At 50.3% G+C, this 17,089-nt stretch carries 18 protein-coding genes; 10 read left to right on the top strand and 8 right to left on the bottom strand.

The window, feature by feature from the left end:
• The 7 genes from CWE15_RS08995 to CWE15_RS08965 are packed head-to-tail and all read left to right on the top strand — an operon-like array spanning position 1 to position 6,590.
• Positions 1 to 1,074 (top strand): ABC transporter substrate-binding protein, encoded by a 1,074-nt coding sequence (locus CWE15_RS08995; protein ID WP_126757755.1) that lies wholly within the window; start codon positions 1 to 3, stop codon positions 1,072 to 1,074.
• A complete protein-coding gene (locus CWE15_RS08990) occupies positions 1,053 to 2,666 on the top strand; it encodes an ABC transporter permease subunit (protein WP_126757754.1) in 1,614 nt (537 codons plus the stop codon). Before CWE15_RS08995 ends, CWE15_RS08990 begins: the two co-directional genes overlap by 22 nt.
• A complete protein-coding gene (locus tag CWE15_RS08985) occupies positions 2,650 to 3,309 on the top strand; it encodes an ATP-binding cassette domain-containing protein (RefSeq protein WP_126757753.1) in 660 nt (219 codons plus the stop codon). Before CWE15_RS08990 ends, CWE15_RS08985 begins: the two co-directional genes overlap by 17 nt.
• Positions 3,302 to 3,940 (top strand): CDP-alcohol phosphatidyltransferase family protein, encoded by a 639-nt coding sequence (locus CWE15_RS08980; protein ID WP_126757752.1) that lies wholly within the window; start codon positions 3,302 to 3,304, stop codon positions 3,938 to 3,940. Before CWE15_RS08985 ends, CWE15_RS08980 begins: the two co-directional genes overlap by 8 nt.
• Positions 3,937 to 4,758 (top strand): sterol desaturase family protein, encoded by an 822-nt coding sequence (locus tag CWE15_RS08975; protein WP_126757751.1) that lies wholly within the window; start codon positions 3,937 to 3,939, stop codon positions 4,756 to 4,758. Before CWE15_RS08980 ends, CWE15_RS08975 begins: the two co-directional genes overlap by 4 nt.
• A gap of 2 nt (positions 4,759 to 4,760) precedes the next feature.
• Positions 4,761 to 5,492: a glucosaminidase domain-containing protein gene (locus CWE15_RS08970; protein ID WP_241971880.1), complete on the top strand. Its 732-nt coding sequence runs from the start codon at positions 4,761 to 4,763 to the stop codon at positions 5,490 to 5,492.
• Positions 5,493 to 5,552: 60 nt separating this feature from the next.
• On the top strand, positions 5,553 to 6,590 hold the full coding sequence (locus CWE15_RS08965) for a GGDEF domain-containing protein (RefSeq protein WP_126757750.1): 1,038 nt from the start codon (positions 5,553 to 5,555) through the stop codon (positions 6,588 to 6,590).
• A gap of 5 nt (positions 6,591 to 6,595) precedes the next feature.
• On the opposite strand, the gene CWE15_RS08960 is transcribed toward CWE15_RS08965, so the two are convergent.
• Together CWE15_RS08960 and CWE15_RS08955 are read right to left on the bottom strand one after the other, a co-directional pair.
• The gene (locus CWE15_RS08960) at positions 6,596 to 7,150 is read right to left on the bottom strand and encodes a FlgO family outer membrane protein (RefSeq protein ID WP_126757749.1); all 555 of its coding nucleotides are present in this window, start codon (positions 7,148 to 7,150) and stop codon (positions 6,596 to 6,598) included.
• Complete coding sequence (locus CWE15_RS08955; RefSeq protein WP_126757748.1) at positions 7,147 to 7,743, bottom strand: FlgO family outer membrane protein; 597 nt, start codon at positions 7,741 to 7,743, stop codon at positions 7,147 to 7,149. The genes CWE15_RS08960 and CWE15_RS08955 overlap by 4 nt, the downstream gene beginning before the upstream one ends.
• A gap of 178 nt (positions 7,744 to 7,921) precedes the next feature.
• Here CWE15_RS08955 and CWE15_RS08950 point away from each other — a divergent pair, with 178 nt between their 5' ends.
• Positions 7,922 to 9,787, top strand: coding sequence for a DUF885 domain-containing protein (locus CWE15_RS08950; protein WP_126757747.1), 1,866 nt, complete (start codon positions 7,922 to 7,924; stop codon positions 9,785 to 9,787).
• Positions 9,788 to 9,836: 49 nt separating this feature from the next.
• Here CWE15_RS08950 and CWE15_RS08945 read toward each other — a convergent pair whose 3' ends face one another.
• Positions 9,837 to 10,115, bottom strand: coding sequence for a peptidylprolyl isomerase (locus tag CWE15_RS08945; RefSeq protein ID WP_126757746.1), 279 nt, complete (start codon positions 10,113 to 10,115; stop codon positions 9,837 to 9,839).
• A gap of 91 nt (positions 10,116 to 10,206) precedes the next feature.
• On the opposite strand from CWE15_RS08945, the gene CWE15_RS08940 reads away from it, so the two are divergent.
• Positions 10,207 to 10,608 (top strand): DUF1761 domain-containing protein, encoded by a 402-nt coding sequence (locus CWE15_RS08940; RefSeq protein WP_126757745.1) that lies wholly within the window; start codon positions 10,207 to 10,209, stop codon positions 10,606 to 10,608.
• Between the two features lie 83 nt (positions 10,609 to 10,691).
• On the opposite strand, the gene CWE15_RS08935 is transcribed toward CWE15_RS08940, so the two are convergent.
• Positions 10,692 to 11,744: a c-type cytochrome gene (locus CWE15_RS08935; protein ID WP_126757744.1), complete on the bottom strand. Its 1,053-nt coding sequence runs from the start codon at positions 11,742 to 11,744 to the stop codon at positions 10,692 to 10,694.
• Positions 11,745 to 11,757: 13 nt separating this feature from the next.
• Positions 11,758 to 12,423: a c-type cytochrome gene (locus tag CWE15_RS08930; protein WP_126757743.1), complete on the bottom strand. Its 666-nt coding sequence runs from the start codon at positions 12,421 to 12,423 to the stop codon at positions 11,758 to 11,760.
• A gap of 329 nt (positions 12,424 to 12,752) precedes the next feature.
• On the opposite strand from CWE15_RS08930, the gene CWE15_RS08925 reads away from it, so the two are divergent.
• Positions 12,753 to 14,288, top strand: coding sequence for an acetyl-CoA hydrolase/transferase family protein (locus CWE15_RS08925; protein WP_126757742.1), 1,536 nt, complete (start codon positions 12,753 to 12,755; stop codon positions 14,286 to 14,288).
• Here the strand turns inward: CWE15_RS08925 and CWE15_RS08920 are convergent.
• From CWE15_RS08920 to CWE15_RS08910, 3 genes are read right to left on the bottom strand one after another with little or no spacing between them, the layout of a single operon-like run.
• Positions 14,285 to 15,556, bottom strand: a complete 1,272-nt coding sequence (locus CWE15_RS08920) for an amidohydrolase family protein (protein WP_126757741.1) — start codon at positions 15,554 to 15,556, stop codon at positions 14,285 to 14,287. The genes CWE15_RS08925 and CWE15_RS08920 overlap by 4 nt on opposite strands.
• Positions 15,557 to 15,566: 10 nt before the next feature.
• Positions 15,567 to 16,304 carry an ABC transporter permease gene (locus tag CWE15_RS08915; RefSeq protein ID WP_126757740.1) on the bottom strand — a complete coding sequence of 246 codons (738 nt, stop codon included), beginning with the start codon at positions 16,302 to 16,304 and terminating at the stop codon, positions 15,567 to 15,569.
• Positions 16,297 to 17,025: an ABC transporter ATP-binding protein gene (locus tag CWE15_RS08910; protein WP_126757739.1), complete on the bottom strand. Its 729-nt coding sequence runs from the start codon at positions 17,023 to 17,025 to the stop codon at positions 16,297 to 16,299. Before CWE15_RS08910 ends, CWE15_RS08915 begins: the two co-directional genes overlap by 8 nt.
• Between the last annotated feature and the right edge of the window lie 64 nt (positions 17,026 to 17,089).

Genomic DNA, 17,089 nt, shown 5'->3' with positions numbered 1-17,089 from the left:
ATGCGCAGGTTCATTCGCTTACGTTTGCTGGCGCTTGCCGTTTTGTTAACCGCTCCCTATGCCTCTGCACAGGCAGGACAAGTGCACTTTTATGGCTGGGGTGGTTCGCCGCAAGTAAGCACTTACATGCGCTGGGTACAACAAGAATTAAGAGCGGAAGGTATTCAGCTGCGACACAACAAGGTGGCGGACATTGCCGAGGTGGTCAAGCAAATAACTGCAGGCCACTCTAACGCTGACCTTATTTGGATTAACGGTGAAAACTTTCATGCGCTCAAAGCGGCCGGGGCACTGCAGAACATTGTGGACGACATAGCAGCTGTGGCGGCGCTTAACCCACAGCTTCAGTGGCAGCACGACTTTGGCGAGCCCGTTACTGGCTTAGAAGTACCTTGGGGTGTGGGGCAGTTTAACCTGCTGGCCCGTGCCCCCGTGTTTTCTGAGGAATCAATTACAGCAGCAGACTTGCTGCAAGCGGCACAACGCTTTCCCGGGCGGCTGAGCTACCCAAAGCCCCCCGACTTTCATGGCACCACCTTTCTGAAGTCTTTGCTGTTAGCCTTGCAGCCCGAGCAGGCTCAGGTGTTTCAACAGCCGGTGCAACAGGTGAATGCGGCTGCATTAACCGCCCCGCTATGGCGCTTTTTAACGGAGCTGCACCCACACCTGTGGCAGCAGGGCCGAAGCTTTCCTGCCTCTGCCGGCGAACAAGTGAACTACTTAGCACAAGGGCAACTGGTCATGGCCGTAAGCTTTAACCCTAACGACTATAAAACCTTGGTGCGTACGGGCCGTTTGCCCACCGGTATTCAACGGCATCGTTTCCGCGGGGGCGCTATTACCAACACCCATTACTTAGCCATTCCGAAAGGGGCGAAAAACCCTGAAATGGCCAAGCAAGTTATTGAGTTTCTGCTTTCAGAACGAGCCCAACTGCGAAAAGCCGATCCAAACCGCTGGGGCGACCCGAGTGTATTGGCTGAAGCCGCCGAGCCCTTGCTGCCAGCGGCGCAGGAATTCCACGCAAGCTGGCAACGTTACCTGGAACAGCAATGGTCCGCGCGCTTTCAGTAGTTTTTCAGCTGCTGCTAATAGCTTTGCCCGTGGTGGCAGGGGTGCTTTACCTTGTTTGGCAAACCGCCAGGCTGGGTGTTGAAGGTGTTGGACAGGCCATGTTTGTGCTTGCCGCCATGCCTAGCGTGCTTCTGAACAGTTTAGTGCTGGCGGTTGCGGCGCCTTTAGTAGCTTGCTACCTCGCCCTGTGGATGGCACCGAGCCTATTGCGCAGGCCCCGCATACAGCAAGTATTAGCGCCCTTATTGGCTGTGCCACACGTGGCTTTTGCCGTGGGAATGCTGTTGTTATTTAGTCCGTCGGGCTGGTTGTTACGGGTGTTCGAGCAGCTTACCGGCTGGTGGCCTTTGCCTCCTCAAGGTTGGCCTTTGCCGGAAAAGTCATTGTTTAGTTTAACCTTGGTGCTGGTGCTCAAAGAGCTGCCTTTTTTGCTGTTAATGATAGCCGCGCAATTAAAACAACTACCGAGCCAGGCGTGGCTTGTGCAAGCCCAAAGCTATGGCTACAGCCAACAACAAGCCTGGTGGCGGGTGTTAGTTCCGGAATTGCTGCAACGGTTAACCTTACCCATGGCTGCTGTGGTTATTTATTCTGTGTCTGTGGTGGACATACCCCTGTTGCTGGGGAATAACCTGCAGCCTGTGCTGGCCCAGCAGGTGTTTGCATGGTCTTTTCAGTTTGCTCCCGAACAGCAAGCCAATGCCCTTGTGGGGGCTTGGTTATTGCTAGCTGTGTCGGGGCTATTACTGCTGTTGAACCGCAGGCATGCACGCTGTTACGCGTTTTGTGTGCGCAACAAACCCCTCAGGCCAAGCACGAAAGCGCAGAAACTGCGGCCTGTGCCCAGGTTTGCTTGGTATGCTTTGGCAGGGTTGGCGGTTGCTGTGGTGCTGGTGCTGCTGGTACAAAGTCTCGCAACCCAGTGGTTTTATCCTGCTCTTTGGCCTTCCCAGCTTTCGGTGAGTCTCTGGCAACAAGAATGGCCCTTTATTCTGGCCCCCGCCCAGGCGAGTTTGAGTTTCGCTTTGCTGTCGGCCCTTTTCGGTACGGTGGCGGCTGTCGTGGTGTTAGAGCAGCAATGCCAACGGGGAAAACAGCAGCGTCAATGGCTGCTGTTAGTGGCTTTGTTTATGCCGCAGGTGCCCTTGGTGTTGGGGTGGCAGCTGCTGTTAGGGAGTACTCAAGGCCCTGCTTTGTGGGTGCTTTGGGCCCATACGGTGTACACCTTTCCCTATGCTTACCTGGTGTTGCACGGGGCTTATATGGGGTTTAATAGGCACTGGCTAGTGAAGGCGCAAAGCTTAGGGTACAGCGCACGACAGGCCTGGTGGCGGGTGTTGTTACCTATGCTCAAGCAGCCCCTGTTAGCCGCTTATGCTGTCGCCTTTGCCGTAAGCATTGCCCAATATGTGCCCACCCAGTGGTTAGGCCAAGGGCAGGTAAGCAGCTTAACAACAGAAGCGGTGAGTGTGGCAAGTGGTGGCGACTGGCGCATAGGAAGTTTGTATGCCTTGTTGCAAATGCTGTTACCCTTGTTGGTATTCTTAGGAGCAGGTGGACTAAAAAGGAAAAGCTATGCTGAGCATGCGTAATGTGACCATTTACAGCCGAGGCGCAGACCCCGAAGCGCCCTTGTTACGCATTCCGGCGCTGACGGTTCAGGCCGGTGAGGTGGTCACTTTGATGGGCCCGAGCGGTGTTGGCAAGTCCACTTTGCTACGCTGGTTATTAGGCGAGCCATTGCCAAATTTTCATATTTCAGGGCAGGTGTGCCTGCATGACGTGGACCTAACCTGTCTGCCCATAGGTCAGCGCCAGTTAGGCATGATGTTTCAACAGGGCGGGCTGTTTCCCCACTTGACCGTGGCGGAAAACTGCATGTTTGCACAGGGCGCGCGCAGCCAACAGCCGCGTTTGCAACAACAGCAACAAGCCTTAACGCAATTACGAGCGCTGGGACTGGGTGATAAGTGGCATGCGTACCCAGAGAGTTTGAGCGGTGGTCAGTATGCACGCATTGCGCTGCTATGCACCTTGTTGGCTGAGCCACAAGCCATGTTGCTCGACGAGCCTTTTTCCGCTTTAGACGCGGCATTAAGGCAAGAAGTGCGCAGCTGGACCTTCACACAACTGGAAGAAAAACACATGCCGACCTTGTTGGTCACCCATGACAAGGCGGACGCACGTGGCCGTATTCTCACAGTGAATGGCCACAGGGAGGTGGTCGATGCTTGATGCGAAGATAACCCCCATTACGCGCAAGTTACTGGAGAAGCCCGCGGCTGCATGCGTGCGGTTGGGGGTTGGCGCCGACACAATGACCATTGCTGGCTTTGTGCTTGGGCTGCTGGCGGTGCCAGCCTTAGCGTTTGAACAGTACACCCTGGCCCTGTGTGCGATTCTGCTGAACCGGCTGGCCGACGGCTTAGACGGTGCCATAGCCCGTCGAACCGAGCGCACAGACGCCGGTGGCTATTTAGACATAGTGCTGGACTTTATATTTTATAGCGCCGTGGTCTTTGGCTTTTTATTGGCTGCGCCCGAACAGAATGGGCTAGCTGCAGGGCTTTTGCTTGTCACCTTTATGGCCACTGGCTCTACCTTTTTGGCCTTTGCTAGCTTGGCAGCCAAGCATGGGATTTCAAATCCCTTGTACCCGCATAAGTCGCTGAACTATATGGGCGGCTTAACGGAAGGTTTTGAAACCATGGCGGCCTTTGTGGCCTTTTGCTTGTGGCCACAGCACTTTCCAATCATGGCGTACGTATTTGCAGGTGCTTGTTGGGTTACCGCGGGCTCGCGTTTGAGCATGGGCTACCGCACCCTAAAGCAAGCAGAGCAGAAGACAAAGCGGAGGACAGAATGACAGAAACAACATGGCGTTTAGGGGTATTTATAGGCGTGCTCGTGTTGATGGTGCTGTGGGAAATGCTCGCACCGAAACGCCACAGCCGTTTTCCCCGAAAAGTGCGCTGGCCCAGCAACCTCGGCATTATTTTTATTGGCACGTTGATTATGCGAGTGCTGGCACCCCTTGGCTTAACAGGCATAGCGCTGTGGGCAGCACAAGGTTCTGTGGGCTTCTTCAATGTGCCGGAAGTGGCACAGCGTGTGCCCTCGTGGCTTGCGGTGGTGCTGAGTGTGCTTCTGCTCGATATGTTGATTTACTGGCAGCACCGAATGTTTCACCGTGTGCCTGTGTTGTGGCGTTTGCACCGCGTGCACCATACGGACCCAGACTTTGATGTGACCACAGGGCTGCGCTTCCATCCTGTGGAAATGGTGCTGAGCTTTTTAATCAAACTGGTGGCTGTGGTGTTGTTAGGTGCACCGGCACTGGCCATTATTGTCTTTGAAATTATTTTGAATGCGTGCTCGCTATTTAACCATGGCAATGTGGCTTTACCAGCCCCTATCGAGCGGCAGGTGCGTAAAGTACTTATTACACAAGAATTACACCGTATTCACCATAGTGTTGAAAAAGAAGAAACCAACAGTAACTATGGGTTTAGTGTGAGTTGGTGGGACCACCTATTCAATAGCTTTACCCCTGTGCCGAAGGCGGGCTCCGACAAGATAGATATAGGCCTGTATGAGTATCGAGATGCTAGACTAACCACGTCTTTATGGGGGCTTTTGAAAATCCCTTTTACGGCCACACCGAAACAAAAAAAGGATAAGTGAATATGTGGATGAAAAATAAATTACTGCTTATAGCGGTTGTGGTTTTTGTGGTGCTAGGCACATTGTTTTGGCTGACCACGCAAAAAGAAGAGGAGGTGTTTATACCTGACTTCTCTGAATACGCAGCGGGACCTGAGCGGAAAGCTGCTTTTTTTGCTTACTTTGCGCCTATTATCACAGAAATTAACGCGGAAATTATGAATGAGCGGGCACAAATAGAACAAGCCTGTAGCGTAGGGAATACCCACACTGTTCTCATGCAGCGTTTGGCTGAAAAATATTATTTGAAAGACATATTAGGTGCTGAAGGCTTCTGCCAGGCCATGCTAGAGCGTGTTGACCGGATACCACCCTCCCTGGCTTTGGCGCAAAGTGCGAATGAAAGTGCTTGGGGCACGTCCCGCTTTGCGCGAGAAGGCAACAACTACTTTGGTCAATGGTGTTTTAGCAAGGGCTGTGGCATTGTGCCGCAGGGCCGTGGCGCTAACAAAACCCACGAAGTGGCGGTTTTCGAAACCCCGAAAGACTCAGTTCAAAGCTATATACTGAACTTAAACCGCCATACTGCGTATGAAGAGCTACGTGCTATTCGGGCGCAATTACGCAGTGAAGGAAAAACCGTTTCCGGTATCGAGTTAAGCCATGGTTTAAGCCGTTATTCAGAGCGGGGTGTGGCATACGGCGAGGAGCTGCGGGATATGATTCGTTACAACAAACTGACAGACTACGATTAAGCTATAAGCTTTATTTTGTAGGCTAGAGTTAGCTAAATAAAACCAAGGAAAAAGGTCCTTATGAAATTTTGGCGCAAGTACCACCCAAATATAGGAAAGGATGATCCTGAATATCATCAAGCGGGACTACTTTACAGCATACTGTTGGTTTTTTTCGGCGTGTTTGGTTTAACTGCTATATTAAACATAACAGTGATAGACGCACCGCATATTGCAGTTTTCGACTTTGCAGGATTTATTCTTACGGGGCTGCTTTACTTTTATGTCAGTCGACGTGGTGACTTTGCTCTCGCGCGTTGGTTGGTGGTTAGTGTTCTTGCGCTTCTTCTGATGACGTTTGCTTACTTATCTCAAGGCAGTAACTATTCTTTTCTTTGGGTGTCTGTTTTTCCTCCTATCGCTTTTTTTCTGCTCGGTCCTCAAGCTGGAGCTTGGTTCACTACTGGGGTTCTTGTGTGCTCCGCTACGATGCTAAAAGGCTTCTTGGAAAGTGGTATTTCGGGCGAGTTAACACTAGGTGCTTTTCTAAACTTTATTGAGGTAGGGGTGGCGCAAATACTGCTGCTAAGACACTACGAAACATCGCGTCGTATGGCTTATACAAGACTTGAGAAGCTGTCCGTAACAGACCCGCTGACCTCGCTGCACAACCGTTTGCACATAGACAAAAAGCTCGAGGATCTACTCAGTTCTTCACGCGCACATGACCAACACACGTCTGTACTCCTTCTGGATATAGATAACTTTAAAGCAATAAATGATGAGGAGGGGCACTTAATTGGCGACAAGGTGCTGCAGGCTTTGGCTGGCTTGTTAACTTCTATGGTGCGGGAGCAAGACATTGTTGGGCGATGGGGAGGAGAAGAATTTTTACTTGTTTGTCCAAATACAAGCTTGTCAGAGGTGACGCAATTAGCAGACCGAATTATTCATGCACTCAATGAAAAGCCGTTAGTAAACAACCGAAAGGTAACGGTTAGTATGGGAGCAGCTGTGGTCAACGAGTCTGTAGAGACCATGGAAAAACTGATTCAGTTGGCCGACGACCGTTTATACCAAGCCAAGAAAGCCGGCAAGAATTGTTTGGTTGCCGGCTAAGCTATTTACTGTCTGTCTGAATTCACTAGTTTAAAAGAGTTTCGATTCGATAAGTCGCTAATGAGGGTTTCCGGAATTGCAACCTGTGCCGTTGCCACTACAACCTGACTGGTAAAGTCGAGCAAGCGTAAAGACACCAGTAAGCTGTCGTCGCGGTTCACTAAGGTGCCTACTAAAATAAAGTCAGCAGCCTGCAATTCTCGTAGCTCTAAATAGTTGGTAGACAGAGCAAAGTCGCCTTCTGGAGTTACACGTATACCGTCGGTGAGCTTGAAGTCGATGACATTAAGGGCCATAGAGTGAAGCTCTGCAGACAAGTCTTGTTGCAATTGCAAGCCGAATAAACTGCTTTCTGTCATGCCCGACTCTAGCCATACGGGGCTCGTCACCACAACACGGTCGCCAGCATGTACGCCTCGTGCGCTGGCTAAAATTTGGTTTGCCAACTGGTTTGAGTATTCTGAAACCGACACTTGCACAGGCGCTGTGCGGTGCAGGGTTGGGCTGCTACAGGCAGTTAAAAAAACGAGCCCTATCAGAGTTACTAACATGTGTTTCATTCTGTTTCCTCGCTGATAGACTCTCGGTATAAGCCGCCTTTACGCCACTGGCTTGTGCCAGTTTGGGTTGCTACTGCCTGCCAGGGCACCAGCACACTAGCGGCAGACACAACAGTGGCGCGACGGGTTTGAATCAAACGCGCATTAACCAAAATGCCTTGTTCCATTTCTGAATAAGTGCCTACCACCATGTAATCGAATCGGTACTCGGAGCGCAAAGCTTGTGGGTCGCGACTTAAGGCGCGCTCTTGTTGGTGACTTAAGAACAACTGGTTAGTTAAACGATATTCTACCAGGCCAATATTAAAATGATGCGCTTCGGATAACACACCTTCTTGAAGCTGCTTGGCTAAGTCAACGTATTTGTCGTGGCCTTGTTGCAAGCTGTCTGCTGGCACAAAGCTAGTGACAGCAACACGCTGTAGCCCAGGCTGTTGTGCAAAAAGTTGAGCAGCTAGGGTTTGTTGGTAAGGGGTTAAACGTCCTGCCGAAATACCGCTGCTGCCAAGGTAGTCGGTCTGCGGCGGAGGGCTGGCGCATGCGGTTAAAGCAAGGCTGGCAAGAACAGCAAATAATGTAATAACGCGACGCATAAAAGTTCCCAGCAGTGAGTAATGTACTTTGTTATCGGCTTCTGGGATGAATTCTTAACCCGGAACTTTATTTTGTCGAAAGTGCATTCAACCAGTTCATTCGGGGCTTTATCGTGCGGGCGTTGACATAGAAGGAGCATGGGGTTATCACAGTGTTAATACAATAAAAGGAGCGAGTATGTTCAAGCGTAAATATTTAGCGGCGGCGGTGTCATTGGCACTGCTTGGTACCGCGTGTTCAGATAACAGCAACGAAGTGGCGGCACCAACACAAACAGCAGCAACGCAAGTTGAAACAGCCACACCTGCAGTACAAAACCAAGCGTCGCAAGAGGCGAACAAGCTGTTTGACGCGATTTTCATGGAAAACGTCATGCGAAGCCCCATGTACCAGTCGTACTTGGGTATTAAAGACGACCAAGACAAATGGGACGACCTTTCCGACGAATACGCTGCTGAAGGTTTAGAGCTGACCAAGTCGCACTTAGCCCAAGTCATGGCCATAGACACCAGCGCCTTGGACGAGCAAACCAAACTCAGCTGGACGCTATTAAAAGAAGGGTTAGAGCAGCAAATTGAAGACTACCAGTGGCGCTACCATAATTACCCTGTGAACCAAATGTTTGGTTTGCATTCAAGTGTCGCTTCGTTGTTGATTAACCAACATAGAATTAGTGACGTAGCCGACGCAGAAGCATACATTGCACGGTTAAATGGCCTACCTGCTTTATTCGAACAGCTGTCAGAAAACCTTGAAAAGCGTGCCGAAATGGGCATTTTAGCGCCTAAGTTTGTGTACCCCTATGTTATTAGCGACAGCCAAAACATCATTTCAGGTGCGCCATTTGACGACGGCGAAGCAAGCACCTTGTGGGCCGACTTTAATAAGAAAATCGACACACTAAACATTAACGAAGATGAATTGTTTGCCCTGCGTGATGCGGCGGAAAAAGCCCTGCTCGAGTCGGTAAAACCTGCTTATGAGCATTTAATTGCGACCGTGGAGCAGTTAGAAGAACAAGCCGATACTCGCGATGGTGCGTGGAAGTTGCCAGACGGAGACACCTTCTACAACAACGCATTAAAACGCACGACAACCACAGATTTAACCGCCTCAGAAATTCATGAGATCGGCTTAAGCGAAGTGGCCCGTATTCACGACGAAATGCGTGAAATTATGGCAAAAGTAGGCTTTGAAGGCACATTACAAGAATTCTTTGTGCATATGCGCAATAACGAAGACTTTATTTATCCAGCCACAGACGAAGGACGAGCACGTTATATAGCTGAAGCCACCGCTTATATCGACAACATGCGGGGCCGCTTAGACGAACTGTTTATTACCAAACCGAAAGCAGACTTAATTGTGAAACGGGTTGAGCCGTTCCGCGAGCAGTCGGCGGGTAAAGCCTTTTATCAGCAGCCTTCACTCGACGGTTCACGCCCAGGCACCTACTACGCTAACTTGTACGACATGGCGTCGATGCCTACCTACCAAATGGAAGCTTTGGCATACCACGAAGGTATTCCGGGCCACCATATGCAAATTGCCATTGCTCAAGAGCTCGAAGGCGTACCTATGTTCCGTAAGTTTGGTCGTTACACGGCTTATACGGAAGGCTGGGGACTGTACACAGAGCTGCTTCCCAAGGAGATTGGCTTATATGAAGACCCATACTCTGACTTTGGCCGACTAGCTATGGAGTTATGGCGCGCGGTACGACTCGTGGTGGACACAGGTATTCATGCGAAGAAATGGACACGTGAAGAAAGCATCGACTTTTACGTGAACAATACACCGAACGCGAAAGCAGACGCGGTGAAAATGGTGGAGCGCCATATTGTTATGCCGGGCCAAGCGACCGCTTACAAAATTGGCATGCTCAAAATTGTCGAACTACGTGAACAGGCAAAAGCAGAGCTAGGCGATGCCTTTGACATTCGTAAGTTCCACGACGTGGTATTGGCAAATGGCCCTGTGCCGTTAAGTGTGCTGGAGCAGTTTGTAGAGCAATATATTGCGCAAACAAAAGCAGCACAGTAATGTGACAGGAAAAACGAGCCCAGTTGCGTGACGCAGCTGGGCTTTTTTATTACCCGCGAGACAGGGTTTTAATGAGGTGCCAACCAAACTGGGTTTTCACCGGGCCGTGTACTTCGAGGGTAGGCTTGCTGAACACAACTTTATCGAAAGGAGCCACCATATCGCCTTGACGGAACTCGCCTAAGTCGCCTCCATTTTTGCCTGAAGGGCAGGTCGAGTGTTGCCGAGCTAAATCGGCAAACCGCTTACCTGCGTCGAGCTCTTTTTTAATGGCTTCAGCTTCTTCTTTGGTTTTTACTAAAATATGTAATGCATGTGCACGTGACATAGGGAACTATCCTTTTGGTTTAGTTTGTGTCTATTATGCTTGAATAAACAGGTTATTTTAATTTAATTCATCCCTTTATAAGGACAACATAATGGAAACTGTCAATATTTGGGCTGTGCTTGTTGCGGCCATTGTAAGCTTTTTAGTGGGCGGTGTGTGGTTTTCCATGGCCTGCTTTGGCAAAACCTGGATGCGGGAAGTAAAACTGACCGAAGACCAAATAGCCAATGCCAATATGAAAAAGGTGTTTGGCTTGGCTTTTGTTTTTACGTTTATTGTTGCCTATTGTTTGGCGGCGTTTATTTCAACCCCTGAAGTAACTGGGTTGACAGGTGCTTTCTATGGCTTTTTAGCGGGCTTTGGCTGGATTTTCTTTGCCTTCGCCGTAAATGGCTTATTTGAACAAAAAAGCTGGCGCTATACGCTTATTTCCGGCGGCTACTGGGTTGTCGTACTCACTCTGATGGGCGCGATTATCGGTTTTTGGCGATAACTTAGTTGTTGTCTGAAGCAGATAAAAGCGGGTGCTGCACAGGCATCACCCGCTTCCCATGGCTTAATAGCCAGGTGTAGTAGTTACTTATTGCCGCTAAAGTCGCGAGGACGAATCGTGTCTGGGCGGAGGAAGTCTTTACCACCCACATTGTCATGGTCGCCAAGAATGCGGCCATTCACCTCAGTACCGTACAAGGTATGCTTGTGGAAAGTGTCGAGAAACTTCTCGCGTGTTTCTACTGCGTCGCCTGTGTAGCGAGGATCTTGTGGACGTTCATGGCTGTTAATGTACTGAGCTATGTCCCAAGCGTCTTGACCAGACAGGCTGTTTGGTTGGCCTAACGGCATATTGTGTTTGGTAAACGACGCTAAGGTAAACACTCGGGAAATACCCGCACCCCAGTTGTAGGAATTGTCGCCCCAAAGTGCTGGGAAAACTACTTCACCGTTTTCAACAACGCCGCCGCCGTCTTCTTGGTGACACGTTGCACAGTTGGCTTGGTAGGCTACCCGGCCACGTTCAGCGCTTGGAGACAATTCAGGGTCCGGCATACGTGGAAAGCCGCGGCCATAAATTTTCTCTTGTGGGTACATTTTCACACCCGTTGCCAACCACTGGTGGTACAAGGACAAGGCCAGCATATCGTCGCTACCATATTCCAAGGGTTTGCCGTTCATAGAATAGGTAAAGCAGCCGGCAATACGCTCTTCGAGATTGTTTACATGGTTATTCTTACCGCGGTATGCCGGTAAGGTAACCGCTGCGGGCCAAACGGGGCCAGCATAGGGTAAACGGCCGTCACCCATGTGACAGCTCGAACAGTTCATATTGTTAAAAACATACTCACCACGTAGCTGCTGGGTGTTGGTAAACAAGTCGTAACCACGGCGAATAGCTTCTTTCATTTTCGGGTGTAAGTCGGAAGCTTCTAAGTCGTCCATGGTCGGTGGTATATGTACCAGCTCATGGTCTTGCGGCGCTGGCGCGTTTGGGATCATGGCGCTGAGGGCTTGCAGTTCTTCAGCCGTCAGTTCACTACCTAGTTTGGTGGTTTGAGCCGCTGTCGGCAAGCTTCCAAGCAGTAAGGTAGAGGCGATAGCCGCAGGCAAGGCAATATTCAATAGGGTTTTCATGTTCACTCTCCAATTACTGAGCTGGCTGCGTAGCAAGCCATGCGGATACAGCTGCAATGTCGTCACTATTCAAGCGCTTCGCAATGGCACCCATCAGGTTTTGTGGGTCGTTGCTGCGCGTACCTTTTTGCCAGGCTTCCAGTTGCTGAGCAATATAGCCAGGGTGCTGCCCTGCTAAGCCAGGAAAAGCACTACCCACACCTTGGTTGCTGGGTCCGTGGCAACTAGAGCAAGGCACAATATACCGCGACCAGTCGCCCTCAAGAGCGAGTTTTTTACCATGTTCCAGTACCGTAGGGTCTACCGCAGGTGGCGTTTTCGGTGGGGTGTTTAAGCTGGCGTAGTAACTAGCAACATCACGTAATTGGTCGTCGTTCAGTATATTGGCAAAAGGCATCATAGAAGCACTTTGCCGTGTGCCTTCTTTAAATGCATGTACCTGACGGATTAAGTAGTCGCTGTTTAAACCCGCTAAGCGAGGCCACGACTCGCCCCCGGGAATGTTCATACCACTGCCGTCTTGCTGGTGGCAACTTGAGCAAATAGCCGCCGCTGCTTGACCCCGTTGGACAGCTGCTGGGTCAAGCTCACTAGCAAGTGATGCGAAACTTGCAAGGGAGAGGCCTGTTACTGCCATCACCCAGCCGATCGTTCTTCGAAAAATTGAAACATAGGCCATGGTCGATACTCTCATGTCATATAAAGTTTTGGTGAATGAACACCCGTTTATTGTTAAGTGTAGACGGTCTTAGTTATTTTACGAATGCGTCTATATTAAAAAATCATAATATAAGTAGGTTGAATAAAAGTAAAAGCTATTTGTCTCAAATGCCCATGCTATCGTGCTGTTTTTAATATATTTTGTTTTAGGTCAAAGGAAAGATGATGCAAAGAATACTGTGCTTTTAGTGCAGTTGTGCTCGACAAACGAACGGGGTATTTTGTCGGCACTTAATAAAAAATTGCATTATTTGCGCATGTACAGCAGTACTACTAAGTAGGTGAACCATGTTTTCAAAAGCACGAATATTATGCCCAGTGTTAAAGCAAAAAGTGATGTCGGCTGAAGCGGCCGCCGCTCTCATTCCCGCTGGCGCGAATGTAGGAATGAGTGGCTTTACAGGGGCCGGATACCCCAAAGCGGTGCCCAATGCGTTAGCTGAACGAATTAAAGAGCATAATACGCAGATTGACCCAAACACAGGCGAAAAGCCTTTTCGTATTAATGTATGGACCGGAGCTTCCACAGCGCCCGAGCTTGACGGTAAATTAGCGGAAGTAGACGGCATTGAAATGCGCCTACCTTTCCAAAGCGACCCTATTTGCCGCGACCGCATTAACACAGGCAAAATGAATTACGTCGACTTACACCTTTCCGAAGTGGCGCCTTATGCCTGGTCGGGCTTTTTCGGCAATATGGATGTGGCGGTGATTGAAGTGGTGGGTATCCGTGAAGACGGTAGCCTGATTCCTTCTTCTTCTCTTGGGAATAACAAGGTGTGGATAGAGCAAGCCGACAAAATTATTCTTGAGGTAAACTATAAGCAGAATGCCCGCCTAGAAGGTATGCACGACGTGTATTACGGTACGGCTTTACCGCCCAACCGTAAGCCTATTATGCTGACAGACCCAGCGCAGCGAATTGGTGAAGCGTACCTGCGTTGCGACACCGACAAAGTCATTGCGGTGGTTGAAACCAACTCGCCCGACCGAAATAGCCCTTTTAAACCAAGTGACGAGGTGTCGAAGCGCATAGCGGAGCATATTCTTGCGTTTTTCGAGGATGAAATTAAGCGTGGTCGCTTGCCAGCCGAGCTACTGCCGCTGCAGTCAGGCGTTGGTAATATTCCGAATGCCGTATTAGAAGCCCTCGACAGTGGCCCCTATAAAAACCTGACGTCGTACACGGAAGTGATTCAAGACGGCATGCTGAAAATGCTGAAGTCGGGCACCTTGGCCATGGCGTCGGCCACAGCGTTTTCCCTTAGCCCGGAAGGCATTGAAGAGTTTGATAAAAACATTGAGTTTTATCGCAATAAAATCCTCTTAAGACCGCAAGACATTAGTAACCACCCGGAAATTGCCCGTCGTTTGGGTGTCATTGCCATGAATGGTCTCATTGAAGCCGACATTTACGGCAACGTGAACTCCACCCATATTATGGGCAGCCGCATGATGAACGGAATTGGTGGCTCGGGTGACTTTGCACGGAATGGCTACTTGTCTATTTTTATGTCGCCGAGTACGGCAAAAGGCGGCAGTATTTCTGCCATTGTGCCTATGGTGTCGCATGTGGATCACACCGAGCATGACGTCAAGATTATTGTGACCGAGCAGGGCTTGGCCGATTTGCGTGGGCTTTCGCCTCGTCAGCGCGCTCTGGAAATTATCGACAAATGTGCACACCCCGACTTTAAAGAGCAGCTGCGTGACTACTTCGAACGGGCCTGCGCCAGTGGCCGTGGCATGCACACGCCCCATTTATTGAATGAGGCGTTAAGTTGGCACCAGCGCTTTGAAGAAACGGGCAGTATGCTGGCCTAATGGCCAGCTTTTACAGCAAACCCGCTTTTCCATATTTGTGTTGGGGTGAGTAAGCCAGCAAGCTGCTCGAGGGGCGAATGGTCAAGTAAAAGCATATCGGCTTTATAACCCACTTGAATACGCCCCCGCTGAGGCAGCTGAAAGGCTCGTGCTGGCGCCGAGGTGGCGCTGGCGAGCACAGCCGCCGCGGGCATACCCGCTTGCTCCATTAGCATAAGCTCGACAATGAGCGACCAACCGTGGGCGGTGTTTGGGTTGGGCGCGTCGCTACCGGCTAGCACCGGAATACCCGCTGCATACATGGCCTGAGTATTGTGCAGCAGGTGTTGCCAAAACGCAGCAGGCATGTTGTTGTCGAAGCGCTGATTCAAGGTTATTTTGGCCGTTGTGCTAATGGGGAGGTCGGTATTCGAAAACAGCAGCGCTTCATTGCTGGTGCCTTGCAACATGCCTTCGTACACGGCCATGGTGGGAATCACAAACACTTGATTTGCACGCATAGCCTGTAACAGCTCCGGACTTATCTCTTGGTCAAAAAAGCTATGCACTAAACCGTCGGCCCCGGCGGCAACGGCTTCTTGTGCAGACGCATGGTCGGCAATATGCACCACAGCCAGTTTCTGCTGGGTATGTGCGGCCGCTATGCTTGCTTCCAGTACGTCAAAGGAAATAGAAGGCGCATGGGGGTAGCTTGCCGAAGCTGTGGTGTACACAATTTTAATAAAGTCTGAGCCTTGCAGTAGCCTTTGTTGTATCTGCTCGGTGGCTTGCTCTGGTTTAGTGAAGGTAGGCACAGGAATACCAAACTGGGTACCATGCCCATGAGGCGCAGTAACCAAGATGCCGGCACCAAAAATATCCGCTTCTTTACTGAACTGCGTTCCTTCCCGCTGGGCTTTTCGTTGGTTCAAAAAGCTCGGTTGACCAAACATGTCAACCACTGTCGTTATACCGCGCGCCAGTTGCTGCTCGAGGGCATCACCCCAAGCATGCACATGGGCGTCAATAAGCCCTGGCATTAGCCATTTCTGCTGGCCATCGATAATAGGCAGGTCTGTGGTGGGCACTGTGTCGTACAGCTGGCGAATAACGCCTTGGGTCACTTCAATATACTGGGCTTGAATCACCTCTTCACCGTTAAAAATATGCACGGGACCTAGCACAAAGCTGTTGGCATTTTCTGCTGGCGCTGGCTCAGGTGTAGGCAGCAGAGCCACTAAGGCAACGACCCCAAGAATAATAAATGCAAGTAAAATACGTGGACGCATGGCAGGCTCCTTATTTATACAGGCGGTTATAACGCCAAGCGATGGCGGCAAACAGAAGGGCGCTAAAGGCCACTAAATAAAGCACATGGCCCCATAAACTCGCGCTTTGCTGAGCACCAATCACCGCATAGCTAAGTTGCGAAAAGTGGTAAGCGGGTAAGGCCGGCGCTAAAAACTGAATACCGCTAGGTAAGTACATCACAGGAACCCACAGGCCAGACAAAAAGGCCATGGGCAAATACACTAGGTTCACCACAGCAGGGGCGGCTTTGTCAGAAAAACATAGGCCCAGTAACAAGCCAATCAGCGCGAAAGGAAAGGTGCCAAGTAAAGCAATAGCAAGCAAGCTAGCCCACTGCCACACTTCTAGTTGCACGTCAGCAAATACGGCCGCTACAACAAAGAGTGTAAGTGCAATAATAAGCGAGAACACCAAACTGCTAAAGTACTTCGCCAGCACATAGGCGGACAAGGGCATAGGCGAAAGTTGCTTCAAGGTTAACCAACCTTGCACGCGGTCGCTGGCTACGGCGCTGGCAAAATTAAATAGCGCCGGTCCCATAACGCCAAAGCAAAGGTACGACACCAACATATAGCTACTGCTGTTGCCGCTGTAGTTTAATAGCACGCCAAAAAAAACATAAAACACCAAAGGGAACAGCAGCGCGGGCAAGTAAAATGCAGGCGTTCGGCTCAGGCTTAATACGTCGTAAAAGGCTTCTTTTTGGTACACGGCAAGGTTACGCATGGGCTGTCTCCTGCTGAATCAGGTGCATGTAGGTTTGTTCAAGGGATGGGTGCTGGGCAGTAAACTCAGCCAGTGTGGCGTCGGCCAAAACAGAGCCTTGGTGTAACATGACAATGCGATCGGCAAGGAGCTCGGCTTCTTCAATGTAGTGGGTGGTCAGTACTATGCTGCAGCCATTGTCGCGCAGGGTGCGAATGTGCTGCCAAAGCTGCTGGCGCACTTCAATGTCCATGCCGGCGCTAGGCTCGTCAAGAAAAAGCAGCTGCGGCTTGCTAATTAAAGCAATGGCGAACAGCACTAGTTGGCGCTGCCCTCCTGACAAGCGGCCAAAGCGCTGGTGCTTTATAGTGCTTAGGTTGCATAGGGCTATCAGTTCATTGGGCGTGTACCCGTGGCTGTAATAGCTGCAGAATAAGTCCAGCTGTTCGGCTACCGTTAAATGGGCATTTAAGTTGCCCATTTGCATCATAACACCCATTTTATTGCGCAGTGCCGCAGGGCGACCTTGCCCAGTCACCAACTCGCCAAGAATGGAAATATGCTCTGCTTGGTAGCTATGCAGCCCCAGCACGCTGTTAATAAAGCTGGTTTTGCCAGCACCGTTTTGGCCAAGAATAGCCACAATGCATTGCGTTGGAATGCTTAGGCTTACATTGTCTAAGGCCGTGTGGTTGCCATAGTGTTTTGAAAGTGCCTGTACTTTCACTGCATGGGTCAACATAAGCTGTCCTTTGTTTGGTAATGAAGATGGAACAAGCTTATAAAGAAAAGCACGGCCTGCTTAG

The organism is Aliidiomarina taiwanensis, from assembly GCF_003987015.1.
Lineage (GTDB): Bacteria > Pseudomonadota > Gammaproteobacteria > Enterobacterales > Alteromonadaceae > Aliidiomarina > Aliidiomarina taiwanensis.
Note: the sequence above shows the minus strand (reverse complement) of the source record. Positions and strands in the feature narration are given on the sequence as shown.

Coding starts and splice junctions, on each gene's coding strand:
- CWE15_RS08915 (WP_126757740.1), bottom strand. CDS start 16,304: ATGCGTAACCTTGCCGTGTACCAAAAAGAAGCCTTTTACGACGTATTA.
- CWE15_RS08975 (WP_126757751.1), top strand. CDS start 3,937: ATGACAGAAACAACATGGCGTTTAGGGGTATTTATAGGCGTGCTCGTG.
- CWE15_RS08935 (WP_126757744.1), bottom strand. CDS start 11,744: ATGAAAACCCTATTGAATATTGCCTTGCCTGCGGCTATCGCCTCTACC.
- CWE15_RS08950 (WP_126757747.1), top strand. CDS start 7,922: ATGTTCAAGCGTAAATATTTAGCGGCGGCGGTGTCATTGGCACTGCTT.
- CWE15_RS08960 (WP_126757749.1), bottom strand. CDS start 7,150: ATGAAACACATGTTAGTAACTCTGATAGGGCTCGTTTTTTTAACTGCC.
- CWE15_RS08930 (WP_126757743.1), bottom strand. CDS start 12,423: ATGGCCTATGTTTCAATTTTTCGAAGAACGATCGGCTGGGTGATGGCA.
- CWE15_RS08995 (WP_126757755.1), top strand. CDS start 1: ATGCGCAGGTTCATTCGCTTACGTTTGCTGGCGCTTGCCGTTTTGTTA.
- CWE15_RS08925 (WP_126757742.1), top strand. CDS start 12,753: ATGTTTTCAAAAGCACGAATATTATGCCCAGTGTTAAAGCAAAAAGTG.
- CWE15_RS08980 (WP_126757752.1), top strand. CDS start 3,302: ATGCTTGATGCGAAGATAACCCCCATTACGCGCAAGTTACTGGAGAAG.
- CWE15_RS08910 (WP_126757739.1), bottom strand. CDS start 17,025: ATGTTGACCCATGCAGTGAAAGTACAGGCACTTTCAAAACACTATGGC.
- CWE15_RS08940 (WP_126757745.1), top strand. CDS start 10,207: ATGGAAACTGTCAATATTTGGGCTGTGCTTGTTGCGGCCATTGTAAGC.
- CWE15_RS08965 (WP_126757750.1), top strand. CDS start 5,553: ATGAAATTTTGGCGCAAGTACCACCCAAATATAGGAAAGGATGATCCT.
- CWE15_RS08970 (WP_241971880.1), top strand. CDS start 4,761: ATGTGGATGAAAAATAAATTACTGCTTATAGCGGTTGTGGTTTTTGTG.
- CWE15_RS08920 (WP_126757741.1), bottom strand. CDS start 15,556: ATGCGTCCACGTATTTTACTTGCATTTATTATTCTTGGGGTCGTTGCC.
- CWE15_RS08945 (WP_126757746.1), bottom strand. CDS start 10,115: ATGTCACGTGCACATGCATTACATATTTTAGTAAAAACCAAAGAAGAA.
- CWE15_RS08990 (WP_126757754.1), top strand. CDS start 1,053: ATGGTCCGCGCGCTTTCAGTAGTTTTTCAGCTGCTGCTAATAGCTTTG.
- CWE15_RS08985 (WP_126757753.1), top strand. CDS start 2,650: ATGCTGAGCATGCGTAATGTGACCATTTACAGCCGAGGCGCAGACCCC.
- CWE15_RS08955 (WP_126757748.1), bottom strand. CDS start 7,743: ATGCGTCGCGTTATTACATTATTTGCTGTTCTTGCCAGCCTTGCTTTA.